The following is a 24,387-nucleotide window of genomic DNA, read 5'->3' as shown; positions in this document are numbered from 1 at the left end:
CCCTGGTGGGGGTGCCGCCCTCGTTCGCGTGCGCGAGCTGCGCGTTCAGCGATGAACCACCGATCCGTCAGGATCAGAAGTCCATGTCACCGCCCGGCATGCCGCCGCCGGCCGGCGCGGCGGCCTTCTCCGGCTTGTCGGCGATGACGGCCTCGGTGGTGAGGAACAGCGCGGCGATCGACGCGGCGTTCTGCAGCGCGGAGCGCGTGACCTTCGCCGGGTCGATGATGCCCTCGGCGATGAGGTCGACGTACTCGTTGGTCGCGGCGTTCAGGCCGTGGCCGACGGGCAGGTTGCGGACCTTCTCCGCCACGACGCCGCCCTCGAGGCCGGCGTTGACGGCGATCTGCTTCAGCGGGGCCTCGAGGGCCAGCTTGACGATGTTGGCACCGGTGGCCTCGTCGCCCGCCAGGTCGGCCTCGAGCTTCTCGAAGACGCTCGACGCCTGGAGCAGGGCCACGCCACCGCCGGCGACGATGCCCTCCTCGACGGCCGCCTTCGCGTTGCGAACGGCGTCCTCGATGCGGTGCTTGCGCTCCTTGAGCTCGACCTCGGTCGCGGCACCGGCCTTGATGACGGCCACGCCGCCGGCCAGCTTCGCGAGGCGCTCCTGGAGCTTCTCGCGGTCGTAGTCCGAGTCGGAGTTCTCGATCTCGGCGCGGATCTGGTTCACGCGACCGGCGACCTGCTCGCTGTCACCGGCACCGTCGACGATGGTGGTCTCGTCCTTGGTGATGACGACCTTGCGGGCGCGGCCGAGCAGGTCCAGGCCCGCGTTCTCGAGCTTGAGGCCGACCTCCTCGGAGATGACCGTGCCGCCCGTGAGGATGGCGATGTCGTTCAGCATGGCCTTGCGGCGGTCGCCGAAGCCCGGGGCCTTGACCGCGACGGACTTGAAGGTGCCGCGGATCTTGTTGACGACCAGGGTCGACAGGGCCTCGCCCTCGACGTCCTCGGCGATGATCAGCAGCGGCTTGCCCGACTGCATGACCTTCTCCAGGAGCGGAAGGAGGTCCTTCACGGAGGAGATCTTGGAGTTGACGATCAGGAGGTACGGGTCGTCGAGCGACGACTCCATGCGCTCCATGTCGGTGGCGAAGTACGCCGAGATGTAGCCCTTGTCGAAGCGCATGCCCTCGGTGAGCTCCAGCTCCAGACCGAAGGTCTGGGACTCCTCGACGGTGATGACGCCTTCCTTGCCGACCTTGTCCATCGCCTCGGCGATGAGCTCGCCGATCTGGGTGTCGGCGGCGGAGATGGAGGCCGTGGAAGCGATCTGCTCCTTGGTCTCGACATCCTTCGCCTGCTCGAGCAGGGCGCCGGAGACGGCCTCGACGGCCTTCTCGATACCGCGCTTGAGGGCCATCGGGTTGGCACCGGCGGCGACGTTGCGGAGGCCCTCGCGGACGAGCGCCTGGGCGAGAACGGTGGCGGTGGTCGTACCGTCGCCGGCGACGTCGTCCGTCTTCTTGGCGACTTCCTTGACCAGCTCGGCGCCGATCTTCTCGTACGGGTCCTCGAGCTCGATCTCCTTGGCGATGGAGACACCATCGTTGGTGATCGTGGGGGCGCCCCACTTCTTCTCGAGGACGACGTTGCGGCCCTTCGGGCCGAGGGTGACCTTGACGGCGTCAGCGAGCTGGTTCATGCCGCGCTCGAGACCGCGCCGGGCCTCCTCGTCGAACGCGATGATCTTGGCCATGTGAAGTGGTCCTCCCGGACATGGGGTGGATAACGCTCCAGGACCGCGCCGACGCCCGCGACGGACGGCCTGCGTGCCCGGCGGTTCCTTGCCCCACCTGGCCGCGGGCCTCGTCTGCCCGATCCTCGTAAGCACTCTCACCTTCCGAGTGCTAACGCCAATGATTAGCACTCGACCCATGCGAGTGCAAGCGACTCTCGTGGATCGGGCACCTCGCGGACGAGGTTCGGGAACGCACGAGGGGTCCGCATCCCCTCAGGGATGCGGACCCCTCGACGGCGTTGCGTCGGTGGCCGATCGCGCCGCGCTCAGACGGCGAGCTTGACCATGTCCGCCTGCGGACCCTTCTGGCCCTGCGAGATCTCGAACTCGACCCGCTGGCCCTCTTCGAGGCTGCGGTAGCCATCCATCTGGATCGCGCTGTAGTGGACGAAAACATCCGCACCACCGTCTACCGCGATGAAGCCGTAGCCCTTCTCCGCGTTGAACCACTTGACGGTGCCCTGAGCCATGCCTAACTCCCCTATTACTGGCCCTTGCGCGGGACCCGCACCTCGCGGACCCGGGTCAGACCCTGCGCCGGAACGCGTCGACCGCCGCTGAATGTATCTGCCCAACTGCCCTCTGCAACAGGTCATTCGACCGAGAATTCTGGGCGTCCCGGAAAGGGGAATTGGGGATAATCCCCGGAATTACGGGGCAAGTCGGGCCCGGCAAAGCGCGCAGAACGTACACAACGCGCAGGCACTTTGGCTGCTTCTTGTCGTGCGGGGACGCATTCTCATATGCGGCCGGCATGAGCAGCGGAGGGGACTTCCCCAACTCTACCTCGCTCAACCATGCAGAATTGCCCCCTCCGCTTATCGCGCGGAAGGGGCAATTCGTACCGACGGGTAAGGCTCAGCAGCCTCCGGCGACGGCCGGGATGATCGAGACGCCCGCGCCGGCCGGGGTGGCCGTCTCCAGGCCCTGCTCGAAGCGCACGTCGTCGTCGTTGACGTAGACGTTGACGAAGCGGCGCAGCTTGCCCTGGTCGTCCAGGACGCGGGCGGCGATGCCCGTGTGGTTCTTCTCCAGGTCCGCGATGACCTCGGCGAGGGTCGCGCCCTCGGCCTGGACCTCGGACTGCCCGCCCGTGTAGGTGCGGAGGATGGTGGGGATGCGGACGTTCACGGCCATGTCTTCGGAACCTTTCGGTGGGCCAGGAGGGGACGGACTCAGACGGCCAGGCCGGCGTCGCGGAACGCCTCCAGGCTCGGGCGGATGGTGACGGTCGCCTGAGAGGTGTCGGCCACCGCGTCCAGGGTCTTGAGTCCGTCGCCGGTGTTGAGGACGACGGTGGTGAGGTCCGGGTCGATGAGACCGGCCTCGACGAGCTTCTTGGTGACGCCGACGGTCACGCCGCCCGCGGTCTCCGCGAAGATGCCCTCGGTGCGGGCGAGGATCTTGATGGCCTCGACGACCTGCTCGTCGTTCACGTCCTCCACGGCGCCGCCGGTGCGGCGGGCGATGTCGAGGACGTACGGGCCGTCGGCCGGGTTGCCGATCGCGAGCGACTTGGCGATCGTGTTCGGCTTCTGCGGGCGGACGACGTCGTGACCGGCCTTGAAGGCGGCGGAGACCGGGGAGCAGCCCTCGGCCTGGGCGCCGAAGATCTTGTACGGCTTGTCCTCGACGAGGCCCAGCTTGATGAGCTCCTGCAGGCCCTTGTCGATCTTGGTGAGCTGGGAGCCGGAGGCGATCGGGATGACGAGCTGGTCGGGGATGACCCAGCCGAGCTGCTCGCAGATCTCGTACGCGAGCGTCTTGGAGCCCTCGCCGTAGTACGGGCGGAGGTTGACGTTCACGAAGCCCCAGCCCTCGCCGAGCGGGTCGCCGATGAGCTCGGAGCAGAAGCGGTTGACGTCGTCGTAGTTGCCCTCGATGGCGACGAGGTCACCGCCGTAGACACCGGCCATGACGACCTTGCCCTGCTCCAGGTCGTGCGGGATGAACACGCAGGAGCGGAAGCCGGCGCGGGCGGCGGCGGCGCCGACGGCGCCGGCCAGGTTGCCGGTGGAGGAGCAGGAGAGGGTGGTGAAGCCGAAGGCGCGGGCGGCTTCGAGCGCCTGGGCGACGACCCGGTCCTTGAAGGAGTGGGTCGGGTTGCCGGAGTCGTCCTTGACGAAGAGCTTGCCGGGGGCGACGCCGATCGCGGCGGCGAGGTTGTCGGCCCGGACGAGCTTGGTCCAGCCGGGGTTCAGGTTCGGCTTCTCGGCGACGTCGGCGGGGACGGGCAGCAGCGGGGCGTAGCGCCAGATGTTGGCGGGGCCGGCCTCGATCTGCTTGCGCAGCGCCTCGGGGTCACCGGTGGGGAGGTCGTACGCGACTTCGAGCGGTCCGAAGCAGAGTTCGCAGGCGAAGATCGGGCCGAGCGGGAAGACTTCACCGCATTCGCGACAGGAAAGCCCGGACGCGGGACCGAGGTCGACGTTGGTGGGTGCGACGGTCTGAACAGCCATGGAGGCGAGGCCCTTTCTCCTCATCTTTCCCATGACGAATTTTTCGCCATGAGACGGATTTGGCACCTTCCCTAGTCGGGGACCTCGCTGGAGGACGAGACGAACCGACTGGAGGGTTGCCGGGGCTTCAACGGGCCGTTTCCCTCTGCCCCTCTGGATGAGCGGTATTCGATTGTGAAGCGCGGTGGACTTTCGTTCCTGCGCTCCGACGCGGGCGGCACCCCGACGTGCATCGGGCATCCGCGTTGTTCAAGACTGTAACCGAAGGCCCGGAACCCTGGACCGGCCGTCCGAACCGCGAGATGGAGATCACGTGCTGGAAGAGGTGGAGCGCTGGCTGGACCGGCGGTCCTGGTCCGTGGCGGACCGGCCGCTGGAGCGGATCCTCGCCGCCAAGCGGAACACGAGGGTCAGCGTCGTCCTGCCCGCGCTGAACGAGGAGGCGACGGTCGGGGACATCGTCTCCGTGATCCGGCGCGAGCTGATGACCGAGGCGGTGCCGCTCGTCGACGAGCTGGTGGTGATCGACTCGGGCTCCACGGACCGTACGGCGGAGGTGGCGGCGGCGGCCGGCGCGCGGGTGGTCGCGCGGGACGCGATACTCCCCCGCATACCGGCGGTCCCCGGCAAGGGCGAGGTGCTCTGGCGGTCACTGATGGTGACGAGCGGGGACGTCGTGTGCTTCGTGGACGCGGACCTGCGGGACTTCTCGGCGGACTTCGTGACGGGGATCGTGGGCCCGCTGCTCACCGACCCGGACGTGGACTTCGTGAAGGCGATGTACGACCGCCCCTTCGGGGCCGAACCCGACGGGCTCGCCTCCGGCAGGACCCCTGCCCAGGGCGGCCGGGTCACCGAACTGGTGGCCCGCCCGCTCCTCAACCTGCACTGGCCGCAGCTGGCGGGCTTCGTGCAGCCGCTGGGCGGCGAGTACGCGGCGCGGCGCTCGCTGCTCGAACGGCTGCCGTTCCCGGTCGGTTACGGAGTGGAGCTGGGGCTGCTCGTGGACGCCCTGCACACGGTGGGCCTGGACGCGCTCGCCCAGGTGGACGTGGGCGTGCGCAAGCACCGGCACCAGGACGGTCTCGCGCTGGGCCGGATGGCGGCGGCGATCTACCGGACGGCGCAGCTGCGGCTGTCGCGGGGGCACCTGGTCCGGCCGAGGCTGACGCAGTTCGAGCGGGGCGAGAAGGGCTTCGAGCCGCGGACGTACGCGGTGGACACCGAGGAGCGGCCGCCGATGGCCGAGATCACGGAGTACGCGCAGCGCCGCGTGGCGTGACGCCCCATGATGATCCGTTTTGCATAAATTGCCCTTTTATGCGCTTCAGACAACATCACCTGGGCAGGGTGCTCGCGGCCATCGGGCTCACGGCGGGCTCGCTCGCGGCCGCGGTGGCCGCCCCGGCCGCCGCGGACGTGATCGAGCCCTTCGGCAAGCGGTACGACGCGTCGCTGTACGGCGACTTCACCACGATCGGCAACACGGTCATGGGCTGCCCGGACGCCCCGGCGGACCTGGCGGCGCGCTGCGCGACGGCGGCGTCGGGCCAGGGCTCGGACGACAACAACACCTTCGTGATGCGGCGGATCGACGCGGCGGGCACCGGGAACGCCGGCTTCGGCTCCAGCACCGGCCACGTGAGGATCCCGGCGGGCGCCGAGGTGGCGTACGCGCGCCTCTTCTGGGGCGGCAACGACGGCACGTACAGGGGCCCGGGCGGCGCCCTGCTGAAGCGCTGCGACCTCTCCGGCGCGGACGTCGGGCGGTCCCCCGGCGACCCGACGACGACGGCCCCGGTGATCAGGGTCGGGGCCGGGGCGGCGGCCCCGGTCTCGATCGACAGCATGGTCGCCGACCCGGCCGACACCGGCGGCCCGCACTACTACACGGGCGAGTCCGACGTGACGGCCGCCTTCGCGGGCGTCTCGGGGACGGACGCGCGGGTGGCGGTCGGCAACCTGTGGGCGCCGAGCGGCAAGGGCTGCGTGGCGGGCTGGTCCCTCACGGTCGTCCACAGGTTCCCGGGCCCCGACCCGGTGAAGGCCCCCGAGCGGCGCAGCGTCCACGTCTACGGCGGCCACGTCCTCCAGCGCTCCACGTCCCCCGCGACCACGATCACCGTGGACGGCTTCCGCCGGGGCCCCGGCACGGTACGCGCGAGCGTGACCGCGTTCGAGGGCGACCGGAACACGCCGGGCGACACGTTCCGCGTGGACGGGAAGAACGTCACCGAGGCCCACACCGGCAACACCGGCAACTTCTTCGTCGGCGTGGACGACGGCGCGGTCTCCCCGAAGCCGACCGACAACCTGAGCATCGACGCCAAGGCCTTCGACGTCCCGGCCGGCGCCGTCCCGCCGGGCGCGACCTCGGCGGACCTCACCTTCTCCACCAGCGGCGACACGTACGTGCCGTCCGGGCTCGCCTTCTCGGTGCCGGTCCCGGACCTGGAGATCGCCAAGACGGCGCACCCCCGCACGGTGAGGCCGGGCGACACCCTCACGTACACGATCACCGCGAAGAACGTCGGCGGGACCGACTACCCGGACGCGAGGTTCGGCGACGACCTGACCGGGATCCTGGACGACGCCGACTACAACGGCGACGTGCGGACGGACCTCGGCAGGGTCTCGTACGAGAAGCCGAGGATCGGGTACGCGGGGACCATCCCGGCCGGAAGGACGGCGACGGTCACCTACTCGGTGAAGATCAAGGACCCGGCGACGGGCGACGGGCGGCTCCGCGACGGCGTGGTGGTGCAGAGCCCGCGCTCGAACTGCGGAGACGGCAGCCGGGACCCGTCCTGCTCGGCGACCCCGAAGCTCGACGCCCCGAAGCCGACCCCGACGGCCCCGACCCCGGCCGCGGCACAGGCGGAGCAGGAGCCGGAGCCCCCCTCCCCGGAACCGAGCACCCCGCCCACCGTCTCGGTGGCTCCGCCCTCCCCGGCTCCCCCGGCCCCCGGCCCGCAGGGCGACCGGCACTCCGTCGCGGGCGACGGCTCCGGCACCGGCTCCGACTCCGACTCCGGCTCCGGCTCCGGCTCCGGCTCCGGCTCCGGCTCCGGCTCCATGGCGGAGACGGGAAGCAGCGGCGAGCGTCTCTGGCTGCTCGGCGCGCTCGCGGTGGCGCTGGCGGCGACTGGCCTGGTGGCGAAGGCGGCGATGCGCGGCCGACGCGACTGACCTGCGATGACTGCCCGTGGCCGAATCAGCCCGTCTCGTATACGTACGTTTGAGCGTTTACGAGACGGGCTAGGTTCGCCACATGGCTACTGTGCTCGTGGCATCCAACCGGGGCCCGGTCTCGTACGTGCTCGGCGAGGACGGCTCGCTCGACGCCCGCAAGGGCGGCGGCGGCCTGGCGTCGGCCCTGAGCACCATCGACGCGCAGGAGAGCCTCTGGGTGTGCGCGGCCCTCGGGGCGGGCGACCGCGAGGCGGTGCGGCGCGGGACGGCCGAGCCGGGCGTGCGGATGCTGGACATCGATCCGGCCGTGTACGCGGACGCGTACAACGGCATCGCGAACTCGGTGCTGTGGTTCCTCCACCACCACCTGTACGACATCCCGCGCGAACCGGTCTTCGACGCGGAGTTCCGCCGCCGCTGGGAGTCGTACCGGGCCTACAACCGCGCCTTCGCCGAGGCGCTGGCGGCGGAGGCGGCACAGGGCGCGGCGGTCCTGGTCCAGGACTATCACCTGGCCCTGGTCCCGGGGCAGCTCAGGGCCCTCCGCCCCGACCTGCGCATCGCCCACTTCACGCACACGCCCTGGGCGTCGCCCGCGTACCTGGGGATGCTCCCGGCGGACATCCGCGAGGAACTCCTCGGCGGGATGCTCGGCGCGGACCGCCTCGGCTTCCACACGCGCGCGTGGGCGGAGGCCTTCGAGAGCGGCGCGGGCGACCTGGGCCGCACACGGGTGGCGGCGTACCCGCTGGGCGTGGACGGCGAGGAGCTGAGGGCGCTGGCGTACCGCCCGGAGGTGGACGACCGCCTGGCACGGCTGCGCGACGAGACCGGCGGCCGGAAGACGATCGTCCGAGTGGACCGCACGGAACTCTCGAAGAACATCCTGAGGGGCCTCCAGGCGTACCGCGAACTCCTCACCACGCACCCCGAGTGGCGCGACCGGGTGGTCCACCTGGCCTCGGCGTACCCCTCGCGCCAGGACCTGGAGTCGTACCGCGCGTACACGACGGCGGTCTCGGCCCTGGCGGCGGAGATCAACACCGAGTTCGGCACGGCGGACTGGCAGCCGGTCCTGGTCTCGGTCGAGGACGACTTCACCCGCTCCCTGGCTACCTACCGCCTGGCGGACGTGGCCCTCGTGAACCCGGTGCGGGACGGCATGAACCTGGTGGCGAAGGAGATACCGGTCGTCTCGGAGAAGGGCTGCGCGCTCGTCCTCTCCCGGGAGGCCGGCGCGTACGAGGAGCTCCACGAGGACGCCCTCACGGTGAACCCCTTCGACGTGTCGGAGACGGCGCAGGCCCTGCACACGGCCCTGAACATGCCCCCGACGGAACGCACGGACCGCACGAAACGCCTGGCGGCCGCGGCCACGGCCCTTCCCCCGCAGCGCTGGTTCCTGGACCAGCTGGACGCGCTCAGGGACTAGGGGGTGTCTTGCCCGCGGCCCCGGTCCGCTCCCTGCCCCAGGCCGCGAGGGGTTCGAGGGCGTCGTTGAGGCGGACGCCGTCCTTCGTGAGGGCGTACTCGACGCGCGGCGGAACCTCGTCGTACGAGACGCGGTCGACGACGCCGTCCGCCTCCAGTTCGCGGAGGTGGGACGCGAGGACCTTCTCCGTGATGCCCGGGACCAGTCGGCGCAGCTCGCCGAAACGGCGGTGCGGCTGCTCGTGCAGCGCCCAGAGGATGAGCACCTTCCACTTGCCGCCGATCACCTCCATCGCGGTGTCGATCCCGCAGACGTGGCCGCCCCCGTCCCCCGGCCGGTTCAGTGTCGCCATCCGCCCCACCCTCCTGACCTGTTCGCTCACCCCAGGGTAACCACCCACTTGTAAGTGGGTACTTGAGCAGGTCAGAGGCCCGGCGCAGCCTTGTGGGCATGACAGCGAACACGCCTTCCCCGCTCTCCCTCCTCGGACTCGGCGCCATGGGCACCGCCCTCGCCCGGACCTGGCTCGCCGCCGGGCATCCGCTCACCGTCTGGAACCGCACCCCGGCCCGCGCGGACGCCCTCGCCGCCGAGGGCGCGAAGACCGCGGACAGCGCCGCCGCGGCCGTCGCGGCGAGCACCCTCGTCGTCCTCTGCCTCCTCGACGACGACTCCGTCGGCGCCGCCCTCGACTGCGTCGACGTCACCGGCAAGGACCTCGTCAACCTCACCACCACGACGCCCGCCCAGGCCCGGGCCCGGGCCGCGTGGGCCGAGGAGCGGGGCGCCCGCTACCTGGACGGCGGCATCATGGCCGTCCCGCCGATGATCGGCGTCCCGGAGGCCGGCGGATACGTCTTCTACAGCGGCGCGCGGGAGGCGTTCGAGCTCCACCGGGCCGCCCTGGCCGTACCGGTGGGCACGAGGTACGTCGGCGAGGACGCGGGCTTCGCGGCCCTGCACGACGTGGCCCTGCTCAGCGCCATGTACGGGATGTTCGCCGGGGCCGCGCACGCCTTCGCGCTGATCCGGCGGGAGGACATCGACCCCGTCGCCTTCGCCCCGCTGCTCGCCGACTGGCTCGCCGCCATGTCCGGGGGCGTCCACGGGACCGCCGCCCAGCTGCGGTCCGGCGACTACACCGAGGGCGTGGTCTCGAACCTCGCCATGCAGGTGGCGGGCACGCCGACGTTCCTGGCCACCGCCGAGGGGCAGGGCGTCAGCCCGGAACTGCTCCTGCCGTACTTCGAGCTGATGCGCCGCCGGCTCGACGTGGGCCGCGGCGAGGAGGACCTGACGGGGGTGGTGGACCTGCTTCTTCGCTAGCGGTACGAGGAACCCGTCGTCCGCTTCCTTCCGCTGTACGAGCCGTAGGGGGCGGTCAGCCCTCCCGTACCGCCTCCGCCAGTTCCGTCAGGAACGCGACCACGCCCGCCGGGCCCTGCACGGAGAGGTCGGCGCGGTCGGCCAGCTCAGGGACCTCGGTGGAGCCGCTGCACACCAGGACGCCCGGGGTGCCGTCGGAGCGGAGCTTCTCCACCGCCGCGAAGGCCGGCAGGTCGCCCAGGTCGTCACCCGCGTAGAGCACGGACCCGGCGCCCACCTCCCGTACGTACTCCGCGAGCGCGACGCCCTTGTCCATGCCCGGCGGCCGCAGCTCCAGGACCATGCGGCCGGGCTCCAGGACGAGGCCGTGGGCGACGGCCAGATCGCCCAACGGTCCCTTGAGCGCCTCGAAGGCGCCCTCGGGGTCCAGGGCGCGGCGGGTGTGGACGGCGACCGCGCGGCCCTTCTCCTCGATCCAGACGCCCGGCCAGGCCCCGGCCCGGTCGAGGAAGCCCGGGAGTTCGGCGCGGACGGAGGCCACGCCGGGGTGCGGGGCGGCGGCCTTCACGGTGCCGGTGACGGCGTCCCAGCGTTCGGCGCCGTAGTGGCCGAGGACGACGAGGTGCTCCAGGCCGGGGACGCCGGCGAAGCCGCCGTAGCGGACGGCGACCCCGGCGGGGCGGCCGGTCACGACGGCGACGGAGGCGACCTGCGGGGCGAGGGCGGCGAGGGCGGCCACGGCACCGGGGTGGGCGCGGGCCTGCTCGGGGTCGTCGACGATCTCGGCCAGGGTGCCGTCGAAGTCGAGGGCGACGACGGCCTGCGCGGGCCGCGCGAGGAGCGCGGCCAGGCCGTCGCGGCCGGTGGGTGTGGCCGGGTGCGGGAGGCTGCTGACCATGTTCCCGACCCTACCGACGTACGGGTGTCACGTCAGCGTGGCCGGAGTCACTGGACGGTCACCGACCGGAGTCCCCGGCCGGGGTCACCCTTCGCGCCGGCGCTGCTTCTCCTCGCGGACCCGGCGCAGCCGGTTGACGGTCACCGGGTCGTGGGCCAGGGCGCGCGGGTCGTCGAGGAGGGCGTTGAGGAGCTGGTAGTAGCGGGTCGGGGAGAGCCCGAGCCGCTCGCGGACGGCCCGCTCCTTGGCACCGGGTCCGGGCCAGGAGCGGCGCTCGACCGCGAGGAGGTCCCGCTCGCGCTCTCCGAGCCCGCCTTCGTCCGTTCCCTCACTCGCGGTCATACGACCAACCTATTACTCGGCACTTTCCGCCGCCGTCGCGTCCCGGCCTATCCGGCCGAGGACGTCGGAGGGCCGGCCGTTCGGGGCGACGGCCTTGCCGATGTTCTGCTTGACGTTCTCGCTGACCCTGGCCCAGGACGTCTTGCCGACCGGCGGGAGCTGCGCGTCGGGGAGGACCTTGAGGAAGACGCGCAGGTTGGCGTGGGCGGGGTCGGTCTCCATACGGGTGGAGGCGGTGACGGTGACCGGCAGCAGGTCGTTGTCGCCGGCGAACTTCAGGACGTTCTCGTCGCTGAAGACGAAGTTGAGGAAGTCGCCGATCTCCTTGCGGTGACCGTTCTGCTTGAAGCCCATGATCCAGTCGGCGACGCCCATGGAGGTCTTGGGCGTGCCGTCGGCGCCGGGGAGGGGGACCTGGCCGACCTCGACGCCCTTCTTCGCGGCCTCCTTGAGGAGCGAGGGGTGGCCGTTGAGCATGCCGACCTCGCCGTTCGCGAAGGCGGCGAAGGCGGCCTTGCGGTTGAGCTTGCCGGGGGCGACCGGCCCGGTGAGGTCCTTGCCGACCAGGTTCTTGCGGAGCCAGTCGAAGGTGCGCACGTTGGCGTCGGAGTCGATGGCGTAGCGGTCGGACGCGTCGGTCCAGCCGCCGCCGCCGCTGAGCAGCCACATGAGGGCCTCGGCCTGGGCCTCCTCGGGGCCGAGCGGCAGCGCGAAGGGGGTGGGGACGCCCTTGGCCTTGAGCTTGGCGGCGGCCTCGGCGAGCTCGTCCCAGGTGGTGGGGGCCTCGGCGCCGGCCTCCTGGAAGAGGTCCTTGTTGTAGAAGAGGGGCCGGGTGGAGGCGACGAACGGCATGCCGTACTGGGTGCGCTTGTACTCGCCGGCGGAGACGAGCGGGCCGAGGAAGTTGGCCTGGACGGGGATGGAGAGGAGCTCGTCGGCGGCGTAGAGCTGTCCGGCGGCCGCGTAGTCGGCGTAGGCGCCGATCTGCGCGATGTCGGGGGCCTTGCCCGCCTTGACCATGTCGGCGACCTTGCGGTCGACGTCGTCCCAGGACACGACGTCGATCTCGACCTTGACCCCGGGGTGCCCGGCCTCGAAGGCGGCGACGAGATCGGCCCAGTACTTCTTGGTGGTGTCGCCGCCGGTCAGGTCGTAGTCGGCGGCGACCAGCTTCAGGGTCACGTCGCCGGAGTCACCGCCGAGGGAGCCGCAGCCGGCGACCGTCGTGGTCAGTCCGAGGGCGGCGGCGGCCGCGGTCAGTCCAAGGAATCGTCGCCGCTCCACGTCTTCATCCACCTTTTGCTCATCTTTGAGCTGTCGTTCTGCCAGGGTTTCCACTGCATTGAGCTGTGTATTTGCTCTTCTCAGGGCCGTAAGTCTGCCTCGCGCCCGGACGTGAGGTCTACACCACTCGGGTATCACTTCCGCAACTGCAGCGGGACCATGGCCCCATGGTCGGCCTCGAATTTGTATCCGAGCGCAACAATCCTGCCCAGTGGACTAGACCTTTTGGGTGGTCCCGCGCCAGACTGTCCCCCGTGAAACACGTCATCGCCCTGGATGTGGGCGGCACCGGCATGAAGGCCGCCCTCGTCGGGGCGGACGGCACTCTGCTGCACGAGGCCCGCCGCGCCACCGGGCGCGAGCGCGGCGCCGAGGCCGTCGTGGAGACGATCCTCGGCTTCGCGGAGGACCTCCGCACCCTCGGCCAGGAACGGTACGGAGAGCCCGCCGCCGCGGCCGGCGTCGCCGTCCCCGGAATCGTCGACGCGGAGAACGGCATCGCCGTCTACGCCGCCAACCTCGGCTGGCGCGACGTTCCCATGCGCGAACTCCTCAGTCGGCGCCTCGACGGCATCCCCGTCGCCCTCGGCCACGACGTCCGCACCGGAGGCCTCGCCGAGGGCCGCATCGGCGCGGGCAACGGCGCCGACCGCTTCCTCTTCGTGCCCCTCGGCACCGGCATCGCCGGAGCCATCGGCATCGGCGACCGCATCGAGGCCGGCGCCCACGGCTACGCCGGCGAAATCGGCCACATCGTCGTCCGCCCCGGCGGCACCGACTGCGGCTGCGGCCAGCGCGGCTGCCTGGAGCGGTACGCCTCCGCCTCCGCCGTCTCCCTCGCCTGGGCCGCGGCCAGCGGCGACCCGGACGCCGACGCCGCCGACTGCGCCAAGGCCGTCGAGTCCGGCGACCCCACCGCCGTACGCGTCTGGCAGGACGCCGTCGACGCCCTCGCCGACGGACTCGTCACCGCCCTCACCCTCCTGGACCCCCGCACGCTCATCATCGGTGGCGGTCTCGCCGAGGCCGGGGAAACCTTGTTCACACCACTCCGGGCCGCCGTGGAGGAACGCGTCACGTTCCAGAAGCTGCCCGCCATCGTCCCGGCGGCCCTCGGGGACACCGCCGGATGCCTGGGCGCGGGCCTCCTCGCCTGGGACCTTCTCTCCCACGACTCGGAGGTTTCCGCCTGATGGCCGATCACAAGGTTCTCGCCGGCGCACACGTCGTGCTGCCCACCGGAACGGTCGAGAACGGACGCGTGATCGTCGACGGCGACCGCATCGCGGGCTCCGCACCCGAGAACGCCCCCGTCATCGACCTCGCCGGCCACTGGCTCGTGCCCGGCTTCGTCGACATGCACAACCACGGCGGCGGCGGCGCGTCCTTCACCTCCGGCACCGCCGACGAGGTCCTCAAGGGCGTCCACACCCACCGCCTGCACGGCACCACCACCGTCGTCGCCTCCTTCGTCACCGGCGAGATGGACTTCCTGAGCCGCCGCGCCGGCCTGCTCTCCGAGCTCGCCGAACAGGGCGAGATCGCCGGCCTCCACTTCGAGGGCCCGTTCATCTCCCCCTGCCGCAAGGGCGCCCACGACGAGACGCTGCTCCGCGACCCCGACCCCGCCGAGGTCCGCAAGCTGATCGACGCCGCCCGCGGCCGGGCCAGGATGGTCACCCTCGCCACCGAGCTGCCCGGCGGCCTCGACTCCGTACGGCTGCTCGCCGAGCACGGCGTGATCGCCGCCATCGGCCACACCGACGCCACGTACGAGCAGACGCAGGCGGCCATCGACGCGGGCGCCACCGTCGCCACCCACCTGTACAACGCCATGCCCGCGCTCGGCCACCGCGCCCCCGGCCCGATCGCCGCCCTCCTGGAGGACGAGCGGATCACCGTCGAGCTCATCAACGACGGCACCCACCTCCACCCCGCCGCCCTGGAGCTCGCCTTCCACCACGCGGGACCCGAGCGCGTCGCGTTCATCACCGACGCCATGGACGCCGCCGGCTTCGGCGACGGCAGCTACATGCTCGGTCCGCTGGCGGTCGAGGTGAAGGACAGCGTCGCCCGCCTCGTCGAGGGCGGCTCCATCGCCGGCTCCACCCTCACCCTGGACCGCGCCTTCAAGCGCGCCGCCACAGTCGACGGCCTCCCCGTCGAGGCGGTCGTCCAGGCCATCTCCGCCAACCCCGCCCGGCTCCTCGGCGTGTACGACCGCGTCGGCTCCCTGGAGCCCGGCAAGGACGCCGACATCGTGGTCCTGGACGCCGAGTTCAACCTCAAGGGCGTCATGCGCAAGGGCGAGTGGATCGTGGCGCCCGCGACAGCCTGATCAGGAGTCATACGGAAGGCGGTCGGCCGGGGGTCTGGGCCAACCGCCTTTCGTTTGGCATGATCAGTGCCCGTCGGAACGCCCGTTCCGCAGGACTTCACACGGAGTACGGGGGGTGAACAGGTCATGATCCTCACGGTCACCCTCAACACGGCGGTGGACCTGACCTACCGGGTCCCCGCCCTCACCCCGCACGCCTCCCACCGGGTCACCCAGGTGATCGAGCGGCCCGGCGGCAAGGGACTCAACGTCGCCCGCGTCCTCGCGGCCCTCGGACACGAGACGGTCGCCACCGGCTTCGCGGGCGGCGCGACCGGCGCGATGCTGCGGGACCTGCTCGCGGCGACACCCGTACGGGACGAACTCGTCGAGACGGCGGGGCCCACCCGCCGTACGGTCGCGGTCGTCGACACCGCGAGCGGGGACACCACCCAGCTCAACGAACCCGGCCCGACCGTCACCGCCGCGGAATGGACCGCCTTCCGCGCCCGCTTCGCGGAACTCCTCGACGGAGCCGCCGCGGTCGCCCTCTGCGGCAGCCTCCCGCCGGGCATCCACGTCGGCGCGTACGCGGAACTCATCCGCCTCGCCCGCACGGCCGGAGTCCCGGTCCTCCTCGACACCAGCGGCGAACCCCTCCGGCGGGGCATCGCCGCCCGCCCCGACCTGGTCAAGCCGAACGCCGAGGAACTCGCCCAGCTCACCGGCGCGCGCGAACCCCACCGGGCCACCCGCGACGCCCGCCGCCGGGGCGCCCACGCGGTGATCTCCTCGCTCGGCCCCGAGGGCATGCTCGCCGCCACCCCCGAGGGCCTGTGGCGCGCGACCCCGCCCGCCGCCGTGAAGGGCAACCCCACGGGCGCGGGCGACTCCGCCGTCGCCGGCCTCCTCTCGGGCCTGGTCGACAACACCCCCTGGCCCGACCGCCTCACCCGAGCGGTAGCCCTCTCAGCAGCCACGGTCCTCTCCCCGGTGGCCGGCGAATTCGACCCGAAGGCGTACGAGGAACTGCTGCCCCGGGTGAAGGTGACGTCCGAGCCCGAAGCCGCGTGAGGCTTCCCGGCCCGCTCGGTTCCGGCATGGATTCTCCGGCCTGTCAGGCCGGACGGAACAGGCACGGACCGCGGGCGATTACCGGCCATTCCCCATTTTCCCCTGGACGTTAATCGAGCACACGAACAAGAATCGAATCGCTCTGCAATTCGATTTGAGGGAACGTCACGTGCGCAAAAACTTCTTGACCGCCACGGGAGTCGTAGCGGCAGCCCTGACTCTTTCCGTGGCCACGGCCGGGTCCGCTCACGCCTCGCTGGACTCCGGCATGAGCAGCTGCAACACGACCGGCGCCTTCGGTGACATGGCCTGGGACAACTACTGGGGGCCCGGCTACACCATCAATCTCAGGCTCACCGTGACCGACACCCAGGCCGACGGCAACAGCGTCGGCGTGCGCCTGCTCTCGAAGGACACATGGGGGAAGATCCACTATTGGCCGTGGCATAAGAACACGAAGGGCTACGGAAAGACCGGAATCTGGGACACCACAGCCTCGCACGCCAATGGACTCTTCGACATCGGAATCGAAGTGGCCCGCTTCAACAGCAATGGGACCTGGCGGAACGGCTGCACCAAGTGGTGACCGCGGCGGGGAAGTGATGTGGGGGGTGGCGCGATTGGCGCCACACCCCACATACCTGGGAACGAAATCCTGCCGACGCGGCTGAACAACCCGTCAAGGGTCACTTGCCGGTGTGACCGGCCTCCAGGTAGACCTGATCGAGGATCGCGTCGCAGGTGTCGCCCGTCTCGCAGGAGATCTTGAGCGCGTTGGGCCCTTGGTTCAGGTTCACGTACGCGTACGTGTAGGTCCAGCCCTTCTCCCAGTCGCCCTCGGCGGCCTTCGCGAAGTTGGACATGTTCAGCGCGCGCGGCGTCTCACCGTTGACCGTCAGGGAGGTCTTGGCGTCCTTGCCGGGCACGCCGTACGTGATGCGGAGCGTGTACTCGCCGGTGTTCGGCACGTCGACCGACCAACTCGCGGAGCCGCCGGCCCCGTTGAAGGCCACATAGGCACCGTTCGTGCCCTTGGCGCCCTTGACCGCGGACTCCGTCGTGGCCGGGCCTCCCAGCGTCAGCGTCGCCGCGTCCTGCTTGGGGAGCGCTCCGGGGGTCTTGTCGGCGCTCGGCTCGTTGCTCGGGGTCTCCGAGACCTCGGACGGGGCCGTCGACGCGGTGTTGCCGCCGGCCTTGTCGTCCTTGTCCTTCTCGCCGCCCGAGTTGCTGATGACCGCCGCCGCGATGCCGATCACGACGACCGCGACGACCGCGACCGCGCCGATCAGCAGGCCCTTCGTGTTCGGGCCGCGGCCCGAGCCGCCGCCGCGCTGGGGCGGGATCGCGCGGGTCTGCGGCTGGGCGCCGTACGTCTCCGGCGCCGCGTACTGCGCCTGCGGCTGGCCGTACGGGGCCTGCTGCTGCGGGGGCACGTACGACTGCTGCTGGTGGTGGCCGTACTGGCGCTCGCCGACCGTTCTGACCTGGTTGTACGAGGTCCTCGGCACACCTGGCTGCGCGGCGGCGGGGCCGGGGTAGCCGTAGCCTCCGCCCTGCGGGGGCCGGGCGCCCGCTGCCTGGCCATCCTCGTAGAGGTAGCCGAACGGATCGTCGTCCTCGGGCGTGTTCGCGCCGTCGTTTCCGGCAGCCATCCGGGTCGTCCTCTCCATGCTCGCCAGCCGTCGCCGACCGGCCGAGCCTACCCCGAACGGACCAGCGCGCGACTCAGCCCGCCCGCCGGTGGACCTTCGCGCGGGAGCGCTTCTCCACGTACATCCGCTGGTCCGCCGAGTTCAGGACCTCTTCCACGGTCATCCCGCACTCGGCCCAGCCGATGCCGAAACTCGCCCCGACGCGGACCGCCCGCCCGTCCACCCGGATCGGCGGGATGATCGCGTTGCGGAGGCGTACGGCCAGGTCGGCGGCGTCGGCGGCACCGAGGCCGTCGGCGAGGACGACGAACTCGTCACCGCCGAGCCGGGCGACCGTGTCACCGTCCCGCACGCCGGTGGTGAGCCGGCGCGCGACCTCGATGAGCACCGCATCACCCGTGTGGTGCCCGAAGCGGTCGTTGATCGACTTGAAACCGTCGAGGTCGCAGAAGAGGACCGCGAGCCCCTTGGTGCCGTCGTCGACCTCCCCGCCGGTCGGCGCGACGATGTGGACGTGGTGGTCGTAGGGCCCCGCGCCGCCCGCCGGCTCGAAACCGAAGCCGTGCTCGTGCTCGTGCTCGTACGGCTGCGGCTCGTGGCCGGAGTCGTACGCCGGGTCGTAGGACTGGTCGTACGAGGGCTCGTAGCCGCCGGGCCCCGCCCCGTAACCGCCGTCCCGCTGCGAGTCGTACGTCCCGTACGCGGCCTCGTCCCCCGGCGCCGACGGCCGCTCGCAGAGCCGCGCCGACAGCCGCGAGCGCAGCTCGGCGCTGTTGGGCAGGCCGGTGAGGGCGTCGTGCGAGGCGCGGTGGGCGAGCTGCAGCTCGTGCCGCTTGCGCTCCTCGATGTCCTCGACGTGGGTGAGGAGGAAGCGGGGCCCGTCGGCGGTGTCGGCGACGACGGAGTTGCGGAGGGAGACCCAGACGTACGTGCCGTCCCGGCGGCCGAGGCGCAGCTCGGCCCGGCCGCCCTCGGCGGAGGTCCGCAGCAGCGTCCCGATGTCCTCGGGGTGGACGAGGTCGGCGAAGGAGTAGCGCCGCATGACGGAGGCGGGGCGGCCGAGGAGCCGGCACAGGGCGTCGTTCGTACGGAGGAGGCGGCCGTGCTGGTCGCCGCCCATCTCGGCGATGGCCATGCCGGAGGGCGCGTACTCGAAGGCCTGCCGGAAGGACTCCTCCGAGGCCCGCAGGGCCTGCTGCTCGCGCTCCAGGCGGACCAGGGCGCGCTGCATGTTGGAGCGGAGGCGGGCGTTGCTGATGGCGATCGCCGACTGCGAGGCGTACATCTGGAGCGCTTCCTGGCCCCAGGGGCCGGGGTGCCGGCCGTTGCGCGGGCGGTCGACGGATATGACGCCGAGGAGCTCACGGCCGGAGCCGGAGGCGTACATGGGGGCGTAGAGCCGGTCGTGCGGGTGCCACTCGTCCTCGAAGCGGGGCGCGGGGCCGTCGGTGTGCCACTGGGGGACGTCGTCCTCCATGAGGACCCAGCCCTCGGTGTGCGGGATGAACCGCAGGTCGCCCCAGGAGACGCCCATGGTCAGGCGGCGCTCCCAGGAGGTGCGGGAGCCGACGCGGCCGGTGATGAGGGCCTCCGCGGCGGAGCTTCCGGCGAAGGCGGCGACGACGAGGTCACCGTCGGGGCGGACGAGGTTGACGCAGGCCAGCTCGTAGTTGAGACCGGCGACCACACCGTCGGCGACGGTCTGCAGGGTGTCCGCCAGGCTGCGTGCAGTGTTGAGGTCCGCCACGACCTGATGCAGCTGCCGCAGGGTCGAGAGACGGACGTAAGGCTCCGACTCGGTCTCCATCGCTCGCTCTCCCCGAGACCTCGACAGCAACTCCAGGGTTCTCATCGGCTTCGTGTTGCACTGTCACCGCCACTGAATCACAGCGAGCTGCGCCCCCGGTACACAGGGTCAGCAAATACTGCCCCGTGTGACTCAAGTCACAGCAGGTCATCGCGGGTCGCACGAACCCTCACGGGGACGCCGGTCCTAGGTCCGCCGACCGTGCCGTGCTGGTCCCCCGGCCCGATGCGGGCCGCGGAGGCCCGGGGCTAGCGTGCGGGTGTGCTGCAGAAGACGCCCGCCTCGCCCCCCGTGACCGATCTGGCCATCCCTCATGCTGAGGGGGTGAGCAACGACGAGTTCCGGGCGGCGATGTCCCGCCTCGCGGCGGGCGTGGTCCTGGTGACCGCGCACGACCCCGACGACGGCCCGCGCGGCGAGGACGTCGGCATGACGGCCACCGCCTTCATGTCGGTCTCCCTGGACCCGCCCCTGGTCCTCGTCAGCCTCCGCAACGGCTCCCGCATGGACGACCTGCTCACCGACGTCCCGGTCTGGGCGGTGTCGGTCCTCTCGGAGGACCAGCGGCACGTCGCCGGGCGCTTCGCCATGAAGAACCGGGTCAGTGACCGGCTCCTCTTCGCCGACCTGCCGTACACCCGCGGCGAGGAGAGCGGCGCCCCGCTGATGGCCGGCGCGCTGTCGGTCCTGGAGTGCCGCACGGAGAGCCGCGTCGTGGCCGGCGACCACACCCTGGTGGTGGGCCGGGTCCTGACGGTCGGCCTGCCCTCGCACGACGACGGCCCCCTGACGTACTTCCAGGGGAAGTACCGCCGGCTGTCGTGACCGCGGTCCGTGGGGACGGGAGGGACGCGCCGGAGGGCGGCATGGAGCCGGCTCACCGACTCCGCCCCGGGGGCGGCGTCCACCACCCGGCACGCTCCTGGGCTCCGCTCTAGCCCCAGTCGCGGGACTGGCGGGTGCGCTTGGTCTCCGAGCGTTGCTTCTTCTCGCGGAGGCGGCGTTCGTTGATGCCGCGGGGGATCTTCGTCGCCCTGCGGGGCTTCGGGGGCGGGGCCGTCGCCTCGGCGAGGAGGGCGGCCAGGCGGACCGCCGCCGTCTCGCGGTTGCGCCACTGGGAGCGGTGCTCCGAGGCGCGGACCGTCACGACGCCGTTGACGAGGCGGGAGGCGAGGCGCTCCAGGGCGCGGGCCTTCCACACCTCGGGGAGCGCGTCGGTGGCCGCGAGGTCGAAGCGGAGCTCCACCTGCGAGTCGCTGGTGTTCACGTGCTGACCGCCCGGTCCCGACGACCGCGAGAAACGCCACTGGAGCTCGGCCTCGGGCAGGGAGACGGAGCCGCGGATGAGATGGGGACCGGACATGCCCTCCATGTTCCCCGCAGGGGGCCGTAAGAGTCATCCTGTTTTCCCGCGGCCGCGGGCGGGAACCGGCGGCGACCGCAGAGCGTTTCTCCAGGCGAGCGACGACATCACGACGAAAGGGACTTTCCATGGCTGTGAGCCTGTCCAAGGGCGGCAACGTCTCCCTGACCAAGGAGGCCCCGGGCCTCGCCGCCGTCACCGTGGGCCTCGGCTGGGACGTCCGCACCACCACCGGCACCGACTTCGACCTCGACGCCTCGGCGATCGGCGTGGACGCCGCAGGGAAGGTCGCCTCGGACGCCCACTTCGTCTTCTTCAACAACAAGTCGACGCCGGACCAGACCATCGTGCACACCGGTGACAACCGCACCGGCGAGGGCGGCGGCGACGACGAGCAGATCAACGTCAACCTCGCGGCCCTCCCGCCGAACGTCGACAAGATCGTCTTCCCGGTCTCCATCTACGACGCGGTGTCCCGCTCGCAGAACTTCGGCCAGGTGCGCAACGCGTACATCCGCATCGTGAACCAGGCCGGCGGCGCCGAGCTCGCCCGCTACGACCTCTCCGAGGACGCGGCCGTCGAGACCGCCATGGTCTTCGGCGAGCTGTACCGCAACGGCGCCGAGTGGAAGTTCCGCGCCGTGGGCCAGGGCTACGCCTCGGGCCTGGAGGGCATCGCCCGCGACTTCGGCGTCAACCTCTGACCCGTCGCGTGCCCGTAGAGCCCCGGCCGGGAATCCCCGGCCGGGGCTCTACTCTGTGCGCGTGATCGTCGAGACCCTCGCCCCCAAGGCCCTGGAGGACGGCGCCGCCCTCCCCGGCGCGCTGCTCACCGAGCTCACCGCCCTCTATGCCTCGAACGAGGAGTTCCAGCAGCTCAGCGGTGACTTCCCGGACCCGTCCGACATCCGGCCCGAGCAGGTCGCGGCGGCGCTCGCCGAGGAGCTCGCGCAGCCGACCGCCGAGGTCCTCCTCGCCCGCTCCGGGGGCCGGCTCGTCGCCGTCGCCGTCACCCTGGGCCGCCACCCCGACCCGGCCGATCCCGATCCGTGGCTCGGGCTGCTGATGGTCCACGCGGACGAGCGGCGCGCGGGCCACGGGCGCCGGCTCGCCGCGTACGTCGAGGACCGCTTCCGCGCCGCGGGCCGCACGGGGCTGCGGCTCGCCGTCCTGGAGAACAACCCGAAGGCGCTGGCCTTCTGGACCGCGCTGGGCTACGAGGAGACGGCCCGCCGCCCGGACCTCGCGCACGGCCGGGCGTGCGTCGTGATGCGCAAGAGCCTGGTCTAGGGTTTGGCCGGCTTCTCGTCGCCGTACAGCCAGACGTCCCACAGCGCGCCGAGGTCGCGGCCCGACACGCTCTCCGCGTAGGCCGTGAAGTCGTCCGTGGTGGCGTTGGCGTGGCGGTACTTCGCGGGCCAGCCGCGCAGGATCTCGTCGAAGACGCGGTCGCCGACCGCCTCCCGCAGCTTGTGCAGGACCATCGCGCCCCGCTGGTACACGGGCGGGTCGAAGAGGTTCTCGGCGGCGGGCGGGGCGGCGGGCGGGAAGGCCCAGTTGGCGTCCTGGGCGAAGGCCCGCGCGAAGTGGGTGCTCGCCGGGACGTGCTCGTACTCCTCCGAGTACAGCCACTCCGCGTAGGTCGCGAAGCCTTCGTTCAGCCAGATGTCCCGCCAGCTCGCGGGCGTGACGGAGTCGCCGTACCACTGGTGGGCCTGCTCGTGGACGAGGGTCGCGCGGTCGAAGGAGCCGGCCGGGAAGATGGGCCGGGTCTGGGTCTCCAGGGCGTAGCCGAGGGTCCCGTCCAAGGTGACGATCGCCCCGGCGGCGGAGAAGGGGTACGGGCCGAAGCGCTTCACCTGGCGGGCGAGGAGCTCGGGGATCTCGGCCCGCAGGGCGGCGCCGGCCGCCGCGACGGGGGCCTCGGCGGCGGTGAGGACGGGCACGGAGCCGAGGGCGGTCGCCGTCCCCGTCCGGTACCGGCCGATCGCGACCGTCGCGAGGTAGCCGGCCATCGGCTCGGCCGTGTGCCAGACGGTGGTGACGTGCCCGTCGGCCTCGGTCCGCCGTGCGGTCCTGACGCCGTTGGAGAGGGCTTCGAGTCCGGCGGGGACGGTGAGCGTGATGTCGTAGGAGGCCTTGTCGGAGGGGTGGTGGTTGCCGGGGAACCAGGTCATGGAGCCGGCGGGTTCGCCGACCGCGACCGCCCCGCCGGCGGTGCGCAGCCAGCCCTCCTTGGAGCCGTCGGCGTCGGTGAGCGGCTCGGGGACGCCGCTGTAGGTGACGGTGGCGCGGAACTCCCGGCCCTCGCGGATGTCCTCGTGGGGGCGGAGGGTGAGCTCGTTCCCGGCCCGGTTGTACGCGGCGGGGGCGCCGTCGACGGTGGCGCCGCCGACGGTGAGGCCGGCGAGGTCGAGGTTGAAGGCGCTGAGGTCCTGGGTGGCGCGGGCGGTGATCTCGGCGGTGCCGTCGAGGCGGCCGGTGGCGGGGTCGTAGGCGAGGGTCAGGCCGTAGTGGCCGACGTCGTACCCGCCGTTGCCGAGCTTCGGGAAGAGGGGGTCGCGCAGGCCCGCGGCGCCGGGGGTGCCGCGGACGCCTCCGCCGGCGTCGGAGCAGCCGCCCGCGAGCAGGCCGAGGGCGGTGAGGGCCGCGGTGAGGGCGAGGGCTCCGGTCCGGCTGCGTGGTGACACGTACCGATCTTAAAAGGTCAAAAACGAAAAAAGGTGGTGGCGCCCGGCGGGGGATCCGGGCGCCACCACCAGCTGGGGGCGTTACTTCGCGAGGGAGGCGACGCCGGCCTGGGCGAACTTCTCGTCGAGGTCGCCGGAGGGGGCGCCGGCGACGCCGATGCCGGCGATCGGGGCGCCCTTGGCGGTGACGGGGGCGCCGCCGGCGAGGAAGAGGGTGCCGGGGATGTCCTTCAGGGTCGGCGCGTTGGCCAGGCGGCCGGCGAGGACGGAGGTCGGGGCGTTCCAGGAGACGGCGGTGTACGCCTTCTTCTCGGCCGACTCGTAGGACTGCGGGCCCGCGCCGTCGCCGCGCAGGGTGACGAGGGTGTTGCCGTTGCGGTCGACGACCGCGACGGAGACGCGCTGGTTCTCCTTCTCGGCGGCGTCCAGGGTCGCCTGCGCGGCCTTCGTGGCGGCCTCGATCGTCAGGTGCGTCGACGTCGTGGTGTTGCCGTTGTCCGCGTCGGCCATGACGGCGGCGGGAGCGGCGGCCGGGGCGGCGGCGGGAGCGGCGGCCGGGGCGGCGGCGTTCGCGGAGACCACGCCGAAGGTACCGGCGGCGACGACAGCGGCGGCGGTGGCGCCGAGGAGGATCTTCTTCATGACTGACTCCGTAAGAGGTGAGGAGGGGGAAGCCTTCGAGCGGTGCGTTCCTTCGCTCTGCATCGATCCTCCGGCCGGAACCGGCGCCGGACGGTCCACGGTCCGGCTGCCCTCCGCGCGCACACCGGACGACGGGACTGTCAGCCGATCGGCTGATGCCCGGCT

24 protein-coding genes and 1 riboswitch are annotated in these 24,387 nt (G+C 71.8%); of the genes, 11 read left to right on the top strand and 13 right to left on the bottom strand.

What is annotated here, in order from left to right:
- Nucleotides 1-73: 73 nt before the first annotated feature.
- From groL to thrC, 4 genes are all read right to left on the bottom strand, one after another.
- Nucleotides 74-1,702 carry a chaperonin GroEL gene (groL, locus tag ACN9MM_RS21770; protein WP_385566840.1) on the bottom strand — a complete coding sequence of 543 codons (1,629 nt, stop codon included), beginning with the start codon at nt 1,700-1,702 and terminating at the stop codon, nt 74-76.
- A 308-nt stretch (nt 1,703-2,010) separates the two neighbouring features.
- Nucleotides 2,011-2,214 carry a cold-shock protein gene (locus ACN9MM_RS21765; protein ID WP_015035246.1) on the bottom strand — a complete coding sequence of 68 codons (204 nt, stop codon included), beginning with the start codon at nt 2,212-2,214 and terminating at the stop codon, nt 2,011-2,013.
- 388 nt (nt 2,215-2,602) lie between these two features.
- Nucleotides 2,603-2,881: a MoaD/ThiS family protein gene (locus tag ACN9MM_RS21760; RefSeq protein ID WP_017238235.1), complete on the bottom strand. Its 279-nt coding sequence runs from the start codon at nt 2,879-2,881 to the stop codon at nt 2,603-2,605.
- A gap of 38 nt (nt 2,882-2,919) precedes the next feature.
- A complete protein-coding gene (thrC, locus tag ACN9MM_RS21755) occupies nt 2,920-4,227 on the bottom strand; it encodes a threonine synthase (protein WP_426368794.1) in 1,308 nt (435 codons plus the stop codon).
- A riboswitch (SAM riboswitch) is annotated at nt 4,221-4,367 on the bottom strand. Its footprint overlaps the gene before it by 7 nt.
- Before the next feature lie 149 nt (nt 4,368-4,516).
- Between thrC and ACN9MM_RS21750 the strand changes: the two genes are divergently transcribed.
- The 3 genes from ACN9MM_RS21750 to ACN9MM_RS21740 all read left to right on the top strand — a co-directional run bounded on the left by ACN9MM_RS21750 (nt 4,517) and on the right by ACN9MM_RS21740 (nt 8,827).
- The gene (locus ACN9MM_RS21750; RefSeq protein WP_426365180.1) at nt 4,517-5,485 is read left to right on the top strand and encodes a glucosyl-3-phosphoglycerate synthase; all 969 of its coding nucleotides are present in this window, start codon (nt 4,517-4,519) and stop codon (nt 5,483-5,485) included.
- Between the two features lie 38 nt (nt 5,486-5,523).
- The gene (locus tag ACN9MM_RS21745) at nt 5,524-7,392 is read left to right on the top strand and encodes a DUF11 domain-containing protein (protein ID WP_426365179.1); all 1,869 of its coding nucleotides are present in this window, start codon (nt 5,524-5,526) and stop codon (nt 7,390-7,392) included.
- An 82-nt stretch (nt 7,393-7,474) separates the two neighbouring features.
- Nucleotides 7,475-8,827: an alpha,alpha-trehalose-phosphate synthase (UDP-forming) gene (locus ACN9MM_RS21740; RefSeq protein WP_426365177.1), complete on the top strand. Its 1,353-nt coding sequence runs from the start codon at nt 7,475-7,477 to the stop codon at nt 8,825-8,827.
- Here the strand turns inward: ACN9MM_RS21740 and ACN9MM_RS21735 are convergent.
- Entirely contained in the window at nt 8,817-9,179 is a 363-nt protein-coding gene (locus ACN9MM_RS21735; protein ID WP_426365176.1) for a winged helix-turn-helix transcriptional regulator, read from the bottom strand. The genes ACN9MM_RS21740 and ACN9MM_RS21735 overlap by 11 nt on opposite strands.
- A 98-nt stretch (nt 9,180-9,277) precedes the next feature.
- On the opposite strand from ACN9MM_RS21735, the gene ACN9MM_RS21730 reads away from it, so the two are divergent.
- Nucleotides 9,278-10,153, top strand: a complete 876-nt coding sequence (locus tag ACN9MM_RS21730) for an NAD(P)-dependent oxidoreductase (protein WP_426365175.1) — start codon at nt 9,278-9,280, stop codon at nt 10,151-10,153.
- A gap of 55 nt (nt 10,154-10,208) precedes the next feature.
- Here the strand turns inward: ACN9MM_RS21730 and otsB are convergent, their stop codons facing one another.
- The 3 genes from otsB to ACN9MM_RS21715 form a co-directional block, all read right to left on the bottom strand.
- Nucleotides 10,209-11,051, bottom strand: a complete 843-nt coding sequence (gene otsB / locus ACN9MM_RS21725; protein ID WP_426365173.1) for a trehalose-phosphatase — start codon at nt 11,049-11,051, stop codon at nt 10,209-10,211.
- A gap of 84 nt (nt 11,052-11,135) precedes the next feature.
- Nucleotides 11,136-11,393, bottom strand: coding sequence for a DUF3263 domain-containing protein (locus ACN9MM_RS21720; protein WP_426365172.1), 258 nt, complete (start codon nt 11,391-11,393; stop codon nt 11,136-11,138).
- A gap of 12 nt (nt 11,394-11,405) precedes the next feature.
- Nucleotides 11,406-12,677 (bottom strand): extracellular solute-binding protein, encoded by a 1,272-nt coding sequence (locus ACN9MM_RS21715; RefSeq protein WP_426365171.1) that lies wholly within the window; start codon nt 12,675-12,677, stop codon nt 11,406-11,408.
- A 254-nt stretch (nt 12,678-12,931) separates the two neighbouring features.
- On the opposite strand from ACN9MM_RS21715, the gene ACN9MM_RS21710 reads away from it, so the two are divergent.
- The 4 genes from ACN9MM_RS21710 (at nt 12,932) to ACN9MM_RS21695 (ending at nt 16,654) form a co-directional block, all read left to right on the top strand.
- The gene (locus ACN9MM_RS21710; protein WP_426365170.1) at nt 12,932-13,870 is read left to right on the top strand and encodes an ROK family protein; all 939 of its coding nucleotides are present in this window, start codon (nt 12,932-12,934) and stop codon (nt 13,868-13,870) included.
- Nucleotides 13,870-15,015, top strand: coding sequence for an N-acetylglucosamine-6-phosphate deacetylase (nagA, locus tag ACN9MM_RS21705; RefSeq protein ID WP_426365168.1), 1,146 nt, complete (start codon nt 13,870-13,872; stop codon nt 15,013-15,015). The genes ACN9MM_RS21710 and nagA overlap by 1 nt, the downstream gene beginning before the upstream one ends.
- A gap of 126 nt (nt 15,016-15,141) precedes the next feature.
- Complete coding sequence (locus ACN9MM_RS21700; protein WP_426365167.1) at nt 15,142-16,068, top strand: 1-phosphofructokinase family hexose kinase; 927 nt, start codon at nt 15,142-15,144, stop codon at nt 16,066-16,068.
- 268 nt (nt 16,069-16,336) lie between these two features.
- On the top strand, nt 16,337-16,654 hold the full coding sequence (locus ACN9MM_RS21695) for a hypothetical protein (protein ID WP_426365166.1): 318 nt from the start codon (nt 16,337-16,339) through the stop codon (nt 16,652-16,654).
- A gap of 100 nt (nt 16,655-16,754) precedes the next feature.
- On the opposite strand, the gene ACN9MM_RS21690 is transcribed toward ACN9MM_RS21695, so the two are convergent.
- Both ACN9MM_RS21690 and cdgB read right to left on the bottom strand, forming a co-directional pair.
- The gene (locus ACN9MM_RS21690) at nt 16,755-17,720 is read right to left on the bottom strand and encodes a CBM35 domain-containing protein (protein WP_426365164.1); all 966 of its coding nucleotides are present in this window, start codon (nt 17,718-17,720) and stop codon (nt 16,755-16,757) included.
- A 73-nt stretch (nt 17,721-17,793) separates the two neighbouring features.
- Entirely contained in the window at nt 17,794-19,527 is a 1,734-nt protein-coding gene (gene cdgB, locus ACN9MM_RS21685) for a diguanylate cyclase CdgB (RefSeq protein WP_426365162.1), read from the bottom strand.
- A 261-nt stretch (nt 19,528-19,788) separates the two neighbouring features.
- Between cdgB and ACN9MM_RS21680 the strand changes: the two genes are divergently transcribed.
- Nucleotides 19,789-20,352: a flavin reductase family protein gene (locus ACN9MM_RS21680; protein ID WP_426365161.1), complete on the top strand. Its 564-nt coding sequence runs from the start codon at nt 19,789-19,791 to the stop codon at nt 20,350-20,352.
- Nucleotides 20,353-20,461: 109 nt separating this feature from the next.
- On the opposite strand, the gene arfB is transcribed toward ACN9MM_RS21680, so the two are convergent.
- Complete coding sequence (gene arfB / locus ACN9MM_RS21675) at nt 20,462-20,899, bottom strand: alternative ribosome rescue aminoacyl-tRNA hydrolase ArfB (protein WP_426365160.1); 438 nt, start codon at nt 20,897-20,899, stop codon at nt 20,462-20,464.
- Between the two features lie 119 nt (nt 20,900-21,018).
- On the opposite strand from arfB, the gene ACN9MM_RS21670 reads away from it, so the two are divergent.
- Nucleotides 21,019-21,594, top strand: coding sequence for a TerD family protein (locus ACN9MM_RS21670; RefSeq protein WP_073911578.1), 576 nt, complete (start codon nt 21,019-21,021; stop codon nt 21,592-21,594).
- Nucleotides 21,595-21,655: 61 nt separating this feature from the next.
- Entirely contained in the window at nt 21,656-22,180 is a 525-nt protein-coding gene (locus ACN9MM_RS21665) for a GNAT family N-acetyltransferase (protein ID WP_426365158.1), read from the top strand.
- On the opposite strand, the gene ACN9MM_RS21660 is transcribed toward ACN9MM_RS21665, so the two are convergent.
- Entirely contained in the window at nt 22,177-23,580 is a 1,404-nt protein-coding gene (locus tag ACN9MM_RS21660) for a M1 family metallopeptidase (RefSeq protein ID WP_426365156.1), read from the bottom strand. The two genes, ACN9MM_RS21665 and ACN9MM_RS21660, sit on opposite strands and share 4 nt — an antisense overlap.
- Before the next feature lie 81 nt (nt 23,581-23,661).
- The gene (locus ACN9MM_RS21655) at nt 23,662-24,222 is read right to left on the bottom strand and encodes a GlcG/HbpS family heme-binding protein (RefSeq protein ID WP_426365155.1); all 561 of its coding nucleotides are present in this window, start codon (nt 24,220-24,222) and stop codon (nt 23,662-23,664) included.
- Between the last annotated feature and the right edge of the window lie 165 nt (nt 24,223-24,387).

Origin of the sequence: Streptomyces sp. E-08, from assembly GCF_049913095.1 — a bacterium.
In the GTDB taxonomy this organism is placed as follows: Bacteria; Actinomycetota; Actinomycetes; order Streptomycetales; family Streptomycetaceae; genus Streptomyces.
This window is presented reverse-complemented; position numbering and strand designations above follow the sequence as displayed.